At 70.0% G+C, this 6,935-nt stretch carries 8 protein-coding genes; 3 read left to right on the forward strand and 5 right to left on the reverse strand.

What is annotated here, in order from left to right:
• Positions 1 to 34: 34 nt before the first annotated feature.
• The 5 genes from ABZ863_RS35040 to ABZ863_RS35060 all read right to left on the reverse strand — a co-directional run bounded on the left by ABZ863_RS35040 (position 35) and on the right by ABZ863_RS35060 (position 3,994).
• Positions 35 to 979, reverse strand: coding sequence for a recombinase family protein (locus ABZ863_RS35040; protein ID WP_358544027.1), 945 nt, complete (start codon positions 977 to 979; stop codon positions 35 to 37).
• Positions 976 to 1,368, reverse strand: a complete 393-nt coding sequence (locus ABZ863_RS35045) for a hypothetical protein (RefSeq protein WP_358290292.1) — start codon at positions 1,366 to 1,368, stop codon at positions 976 to 978. Before ABZ863_RS35045 ends, ABZ863_RS35040 begins: the two co-directional genes overlap by 4 nt.
• Before the next feature lie 668 nt (positions 1,369 to 2,036).
• Entirely contained in the window at positions 2,037 to 2,420 is a 384-nt protein-coding gene (locus ABZ863_RS35050) for a hypothetical protein (RefSeq protein ID WP_358290295.1), read from the reverse strand.
• A gap of 148 nt (positions 2,421 to 2,568) precedes the next feature.
• Complete coding sequence (locus ABZ863_RS35055; RefSeq protein ID WP_358290296.1) at positions 2,569 to 3,426, reverse strand: endonuclease/exonuclease/phosphatase family protein; 858 nt, start codon at positions 3,424 to 3,426, stop codon at positions 2,569 to 2,571.
• A gap of 13 nt (positions 3,427 to 3,439) precedes the next feature.
• Entirely contained in the window at positions 3,440 to 3,994 is a 555-nt protein-coding gene (locus ABZ863_RS35060) for a hypothetical protein (RefSeq protein ID WP_358290299.1), read from the reverse strand.
• 394 nt (positions 3,995 to 4,388) lie between these two features.
• On the opposite strand from ABZ863_RS35060, the gene ABZ863_RS35065 reads away from it, so the two are divergent.
• The 3 genes from ABZ863_RS35065 to ABZ863_RS35075 all read left to right on the forward strand — a co-directional run bounded on the left by ABZ863_RS35065 (position 4,389) and on the right by ABZ863_RS35075 (position 6,522).
• Entirely contained in the window at positions 4,389 to 5,072 is a 684-nt protein-coding gene (locus ABZ863_RS35065; protein WP_129819306.1) for a hypothetical protein, read from the forward strand.
• 206 nt (positions 5,073 to 5,278) lie between these two features.
• On the forward strand, positions 5,279 to 6,109 hold the full coding sequence (locus tag ABZ863_RS35070; protein WP_358290302.1) for a ParA family protein: 831 nt from the start codon (positions 5,279 to 5,281) through the stop codon (positions 6,107 to 6,109).
• Positions 6,109 to 6,522, forward strand: a complete 414-nt coding sequence (locus tag ABZ863_RS35075) for a hypothetical protein (protein ID WP_358290305.1) — start codon at positions 6,109 to 6,111, stop codon at positions 6,520 to 6,522. The genes ABZ863_RS35070 and ABZ863_RS35075 overlap by 1 nt, the downstream gene beginning before the upstream one ends.
• Positions 6,523 to 6,935: the final 413 nt, after the last annotated feature.

Consider the following 6,935-nt stretch of genomic DNA (forward strand, 5'->3'; position numbering starts at 1 on the left):
TAGTCGATCGAGAACAGCGATTCGGCCGCCGTGCTCATCTCCTGCTTGACCTGTGCGGTCCCGGCGACATCGAGCAGCGCCGTGTTCTGCGTCCGGCGGGCGACTGCATGAGTGCGGTCGCGGAGTGCTCGGTCATCGCTGCGTGCACGCTGACCGGTGCGGTCACCCGCACCGAGTGCCCCTGCCCTCGGCGGATCGTCTGCCCTTCGGCGAGCGCCTGGCGGACCGCGTCGTCGGCGACGTCGACCAGGTGCTCGGCAACGAGGCCGGGCACGTCCACCACGGCGACCGGGTCGGCGGCCGCCCCCTGGACGTCGCCGCCGACGTCGTCTTGGTCCTCGCAGTCGAGCAGCACGGACAGGTCGTCGGGCACCTCGCGGACCCCGGCGTCGTCCAGGACCCGGCGCACCGTGCGCGGGTCGACGCCGTACTGCCGGGCGAGCGCCTTCACGGCAGCGCCCTCGCGGTACGCGATGACGACGTCGGCGGCCTGCTCCTCACTGAGCGCGGACGGCCGTCCGAGGGTCTTCCCGGCGGCCTTGGCGGCAGCGACGCCTTCCACGGTGTTCTCCGCGATCAGCTCGCGCTGGAACTGGAGCACCGAGGCGAGCACGTTGACCACCATCGTGGTCCCGGAGTCCGTGGCCGCGAGGTCGATCCCGGAGAGCAGACCGGACTCGACCCGCAGGTGCAGCCCCCGCCGGGAGAGCACGGGCCGCAGGGCCAGGACGTCGGCCACGGACCGGAACAGCCTCGCCGCGTCCGCGATCCGGATGGTGTCGCCGACGGCCGCCTCGGCGAGCAGTTTCTGGAAGCCCTCCCGGTCGATGGACAGGATGCGGCTGGAGGTCGCCGGGTCCTCGTAGACCGGGGCGCCGGCGGCGAGCAGCGGCCGGAGGGCGTGCCGCTGCCGGGCGTCGGTCTGCTTGTCCGTCGAGTGGCGCAGGTACACGCGGTCGACGGGGTCGCGCTCGCTCACTCGTCGTCCTCGTCGTCCTCGAACTCCGGGATGCCGGTGGTGTCCAGACCCATCGGGGAGACGGCGTTGTGCATCCGCTGCACGGCGGCCGTCAGCGCGGCGGCGGCGGCCTCGGCGTCGTGCCGGGCGGCGACCAGCTCGGCCACCTTCGCGTCGGCGTCGCCGCCGTTGTCGATGCGGACCCGGCCGTGCTCGTAGGTGTACATCACCGGTCGGACCGACTGCCCGACGGCCTGCTCCAGCATCCCGGCGAGGTACGAGAGGTTGCCGATCGCGTCGTACGCGTGCCCGGGGTAGATCCAGTCGTCCCCGACGGAGCCGGAGGTGTGGTTGAAGGCGCGGATGCCTTCGGCGGCCTGGGACAGGTGACGGGCAGGGTTCTGGCTCACAGGGGTCTCCCTCGGTTGGGCCGCACCGTGATGGCGACGGCTTCCGTTCACCACCCTAGGGAGGCGAAAAGGGGAGGCGCAAGTACGGAATGGATTCCAATGGATCGCGAGCCCATAGAGGGCGGGTTTTCACCCGTTTGGGCGACCTGTCCCAATGGATCGGGTCGGGGAGGCGCAATCGACCGATTCCGCCCCCCTGCTTGATTGGATCAACCGGGCAGCGTCCGAGGGGGCTCCGGCGACTCCCCTCGATCTGGCGTGTTGTAGCCGAGCGCATCCGCCACACGCCTACGCACCACTCGCTCCTCGTACGCCCGGGTCCGGCAAGAGTGGTTGCAATACTCCCGTCGCCGCCCGGTACGCGGCTGCGTAACAGTCTTCCCGCACCAAACGCAGAGCCGATTCCCGTCAGCGTCCACGAGGCGCCCTGCGTCATCGTTCATCGTCATGTAGCGAGCGTAGGAAGCTTTGAGGGCCGTTGTGCCCTGTCGACCGTTTCCCCCCGATCCTCGAAAGCGGCCCCCCTCACCCGGCGAGGGCCTCCTTCGACGTTCTCGGCTGCCACCGCCTCAACCAGCACTATCGCCAAGAGGGGCCGCACCATCGGTGCGGCCCCTCTTCCACCTGACCGAAGCAAGGCTCCAGAACAGCCTCGACCGGACGCAGAGTCAGGCGTACTCCTGCCTCAGCTTCACCAGCAGCTGCTCAACCTCGGCAGCCGAGAACGCCTGCACCTGACCTTCCTCTGGTCCCTCTATCGAGATCAGCCACTGGTCCTCGCCCTTCTCCACATGGATCGGCGGGCGGGCCATCCACATAACGTCGATCCCCTTCTTCACCACCACTCCGATCAGCCCCGGGTGCATTACCGCTGCACCTTGGGCACCGCCCGGCCCCATGAGGAGGTCCGCGAGCCCTTCGACCGCGTTGTCTCCTCGGACCGAGGTGGTGTTGAAGTAGACCCCCTCATCACCAGACCCGCTCATCACCACCGCCATATGCGTGCTGTCCTCGATGCGCTCCCATGGAGGCGTCTCCCACATAAAGGTCATGCCGCCACACTGCCCACCCCGCTACTCCGCAACGCCCTTTCCCTCCCCGCCACCCAAAGCGGGGGGCTGTCGGTGCCTTCGTCGTCGCCGACAGCGCCACCGAGGCGGCCAGGCGCCCGTCGGTCCACCGCAACCCCTTCCTCCTCACCTATCGGTACGTCCACAGGTTGGTGGTCTCGACGCGGTCGAGGTCGAGGCAGACGGCCTGGCCGTGGTGGTCGCTCGCCCCGGCCGGAGTGTCGAGGACCTCGTAGCCGACGATCGCGGGCGTGAGCGGCTCGGAGACCCAGGTCTGGTCGATCCGGTCGTCGGTGCCTGTCCGCCGGAGGCAGGCCGGGTCGCCGGTCTTCTGGTGGAGGTGGGCGGCGACGTCGACGTAGCCGGAGTGCGCCAGCATCTCGGTGACCCGCCGTTCCGGCACCAGCTCCCCGCCGACCTCGGAGGGCAGCCGTGTCCGGGAGGCCCGGTTGTAGGGACGCATCGCGGCGTAGTCCGGCGCCGGAGAGTCCGGGTGCGCCGGCGGGTAGTTGATGTCCCCCGCGACGATGCCGTACGGCCCGTACCGGTAGGCCCGGGTGGCGACGAGCTTGGCTTCCGCGCGGGCCCGATCTGGGGTGAACGGGTCGAGGTGGGCCGAGAGGAAGGCGAGGGGGGCAGGGAGGCCGACGTCGAACGCGGCGACGCCGAAGCCGTGGAGCGTCTGGTCGGCGTAGTCGGTGTTCCAGGCGGTCCAGGTGCCCATGGTCTCGCGCCGGTAGAGGATCGCGGTCCCGTATCCGGTACCGGACGGGGCCAGGGGGAGCGCGTCGAGGTCCAGGTCGCGCATGGCGCGTGCGAGCTGGCGGTGGCCGTTCGCTCCCCAGCCGTTCGCCTCCTGGAGCAGGACGACGTCGGGGGCAGGGGCGCCGATGCGTTCGGCGAGGGCGGGCCAGCGGTCCTCAGGGTCGCCGGCACCGGTCCGTAGACCGCCGTGGCCGAGGTTCTGCACGACGAGGGTCAGTTGCATGTGGTGTCCCCTTTCAGGGCGTCAGGCGGTGGATGCTGAGGGGGAGGCCGCCGGGGAGCAGAACGGTGGTGTCGGCGCCCCGGGCAGGCCAGGGCGCCTCCGTGAGGCCGGCGACCAGGTCGCGGGCGAAGTTGGCCGCGTCCAGGCCGTCGGTCACCCGGATCTGGGCGTGGACGGCGGCGCCGGAGTCGGTGAGGACGACGACCGGGTCGAGGCCGGCGGGCAGGGGCGGCAGCCAGGCGACGAGGGCGTCAAGGGCGGCGACGAGATCGGCGGTGCTCGTACGGCGCGGTGCGGCGACCGTGCGCGCCGAGCGCGGGAGGTGGACCGCCACGACACCGACCCCGTCGACGGTGGCCGCGACCGTGTAGAGGGCGGCTCCTCCGGCGGGCGTCACGCCTGCCGTCGTGCCGAGGGCGGCCGCGATGGCATCGACCGCCTCGGCGCCGCCCGCCTCTCCTGACCGGACGGACAGCTCCACCGAGCCCGGGGTGGTCTCCACCATCAGGCGGCACATCGGCCCGGCCGCACGGAGCACTCGCGCCAGGACCCGCATCTCTGTCTTCACCGTGCGACCCTCCCATCCCCGGTGAACAGCCGGCCCCGTCTCTTGTCTATCGGCGGCGGCCCCGGTGGAAGCCCTGGCTGGTTGCCGAGCGGGCGGCGGCATGACGCCGCCTGCGGGCCTCCTCGGGGATCTCGGCGACGTCCTCCAGGGCAGCGAGGATCGCGTCGGCGTCCGCCGGCGGGCGGCCCGTGCTCCGCTCGTAGTCGGCGAGCAGCTCGGCGACGAGTCCTGCGCATTCAATGGCGCGTTATCTAGCTTGATTGCACCCTTTTCGCTTGCGGAAATGCTAGCGCTTTAGCAAGCACCGTGGAACTGATGAGACCGTTCTTCGCACGCGCGTGAAAGCGTCTCGGGGAACGGGTCCGGGCGCTTCTATCTAGCTAGACTGCGCGCCATGTCGCTGATGCCTTTCGTTGTCGCCCTGGAGCCGGACGACCTCTCGGCGCTGACCGAGGTGGTCAAGGCCGGACGCAAAGCCGAGCTGGAGTGGCTCGACTCCGCGCGAGAGGCTCACGGCACCCGCTTCATGCGGGGCAAGGCACTGAGTCAGGCCCGCGCCGAGATCCGGGTGGAGTTCCGCAGGCTCCGGGAGCGGGGCAAGCTCGCCGGCACCCGCGACCTGGTGCTGGCGCGCGAGGTCCGCGCCGAGCTGAAGCGCCGGGGGATGGACCAGGAGTACGACCCGATCCCCGCCGAGGCCATCGGCGCCCCCGGCCGCCGGGTCGGCACCGGCCCCCGGCACTACCAGCGCCTCGGCGACGAGAAGACCTCGCTCACCGGCCGGATGTACGTCAAGCTCCCGGGCGCCCTCGGCGAACAGCTCGTCCGCAGCTGCCACTGGACCTCGGCGCCGGCCGTGACCGCCCTGTGGGAGTGGCAGACCCTGTGGGGCGACGGGCCTGAGGTCCTCTTCCGCGAGGCCGAGCGCCGGGGCGCCGTCACCATCCTCGACCTCTGGTCCATCGCGACGGCTCCCCGCCCGACCGCCGACGCCATCCTCCGCAAGGCCCAGCTCCAGGACGAGGTCGTCACCACCGGCGACATCATCCGCGCTGCGGTGAAGCGCGCCATTCGCTGACCTCCCCCTCCTAGGCACTCCCGGACACTGACACGCCTCCCATCTGCCAGTAGGCGTTCAATCAAGCTAGATAACGTGAGCACTTTCCGGGCTTCCCGCTGGCTTTTCTGCTTACGGATACTCCAGCGGGAAAGCAGGCGGGTCAGCTTGCGCTTAGGCAAGCGGGGTCGGCACTCTTCGGCTATCTGAAGAGGAAGGGAGGACCCGTGGCAGAAGACCCGGACATCGTCGCTGAGGTCAGCGAGAAGGGCGGCGTGGGGAAGACGTCGCTGACGGCAGGACTGATCGCCGTGGCCGCCGAGCTGGGGCTGAGGGTGGGCGGTGTCGACCTCGACCCCCGCTCCACGCTCACGGACGAGCTGGGCATCACCGACCCGGAGCTGTCGGTCAACGACGTGTACTACGTCGACCCCGACAAGCGGCCCCGCGACCCCGCAGAGATCGCCCGGAAGGCGTTCGTCCAGGCCGGGCCGGCGTGGCCGTCGACTGTCCGGGTGCTGCCGTGCGTCCGGAAGTTCGGCAACCGCGAGACCGACCAGACCACCGGGATGGAGTTCCGCCTGAAGCGGGCGCTGTGGGGCCTGCGCGAGGAGGTCGACGTGCTCTTCTGCGACGTGCCGCCGCGCGCAGGCGGAAAGATCGTGGGCTCCGCGCTCATCGCGGCCAAGCAGGTGCTCATCCCCGCGACGCTCACCGGCGACGGGCACAACGGTGCGACCGAGGCCATGACCTCGATCCAGCACTACACCTCGCCTGGTGGGCTCAATGAGGGGCTGGAGGTCACTGGCATCGTGCGGAGCATGGTGCCGCGCACCCGCGAGTACCGGCAGATCCACAGGTACTGGAGTGACCGCCTGGTCGAGGACTTCGGCGACCTGGTGCTGCCGACCATCGTCACGAACTACGCGGTCCGCGAAGTCTGCCGCACAGGGTCCATGCCCATCACGGCCGCACCCGGGCGTGAGGCCAAGGCTCTCCAGACGGCTTACCGAGACGTCCTCTTCCACACCCTGCCCCACCTGAAAGAGATCAGCTGATGCCGAGCTTCGCCGAGCAGGCCCTCCGGAACCAGGAGCAAAAGCGCGCCGACCGCGAAGAGAAGGACCCCGCGGACCTCTCCGGCTCGCAGGAACCCGACTGGGACAACCTCGACTCCTGGACCGACGACGGCCCTGACGCTGGCAATTCCGCAAGCGAAAACACTGGTGACTCCCCGGAAACGAACCCCGCGCCCACTTCCTCCACCCGCCCTCGTACTGCGCGCCGTCGGGGTCGGCCACGTGGACCCCGGCGGGTCGCGATCACCGTGCGCCTCCTGGAACAGACCGACAGGAAGTTGACCGCAGCCGTCGAGCAGACAGGGGTCAACCCTCAGACCATCGTGGAGGAGGCCCTGGAAGCCCACTTCCGCCGCCTCAAGATCCACGACCCTGGCCCTGACCCGGCATGAACAGAGGCCCGCCACCATCCGGTGGCGGGCCTCTCGCCAGTCCCCCTGCGTCAGCCGGTCCAGCACCACTCCCCCTCCGCAAGGTGGTGCCTGCCTCCCCTCGCCGCAGCGGCTTGAAGTCTCACGGGGTTGACCAGCGCCACCCAAAAGGGGGGCGGTGTTCGGCGGTCTAGGCGGGAGCCTCGGTGACACGTTTTTGGTTGCCTAGGGCAACTAGAGTGACGGGTTAGGGTGGGTTTTCCGAAACTCTCCATACGTGCGCCCATGGGAAGTTATCGGGAAACCTACCCCAACCCGTCACTTTCGCAGGTCAGAGCACGAACCGCCCGAGCCGGTAGAGGTAGGTAGCCATGCTGCCGACGATGTCGTGTCCGCGCCGTCGGGGCGTCGGCCGCGCGCCGACACTTTCCACT

This window comes from Saccharomonospora sp. NPDC046836, assembly GCF_040645195.1.
Taxonomy (GTDB): Bacteria; Actinomycetota; Actinomycetes; order Mycobacteriales; family Pseudonocardiaceae; genus Prauserella_A.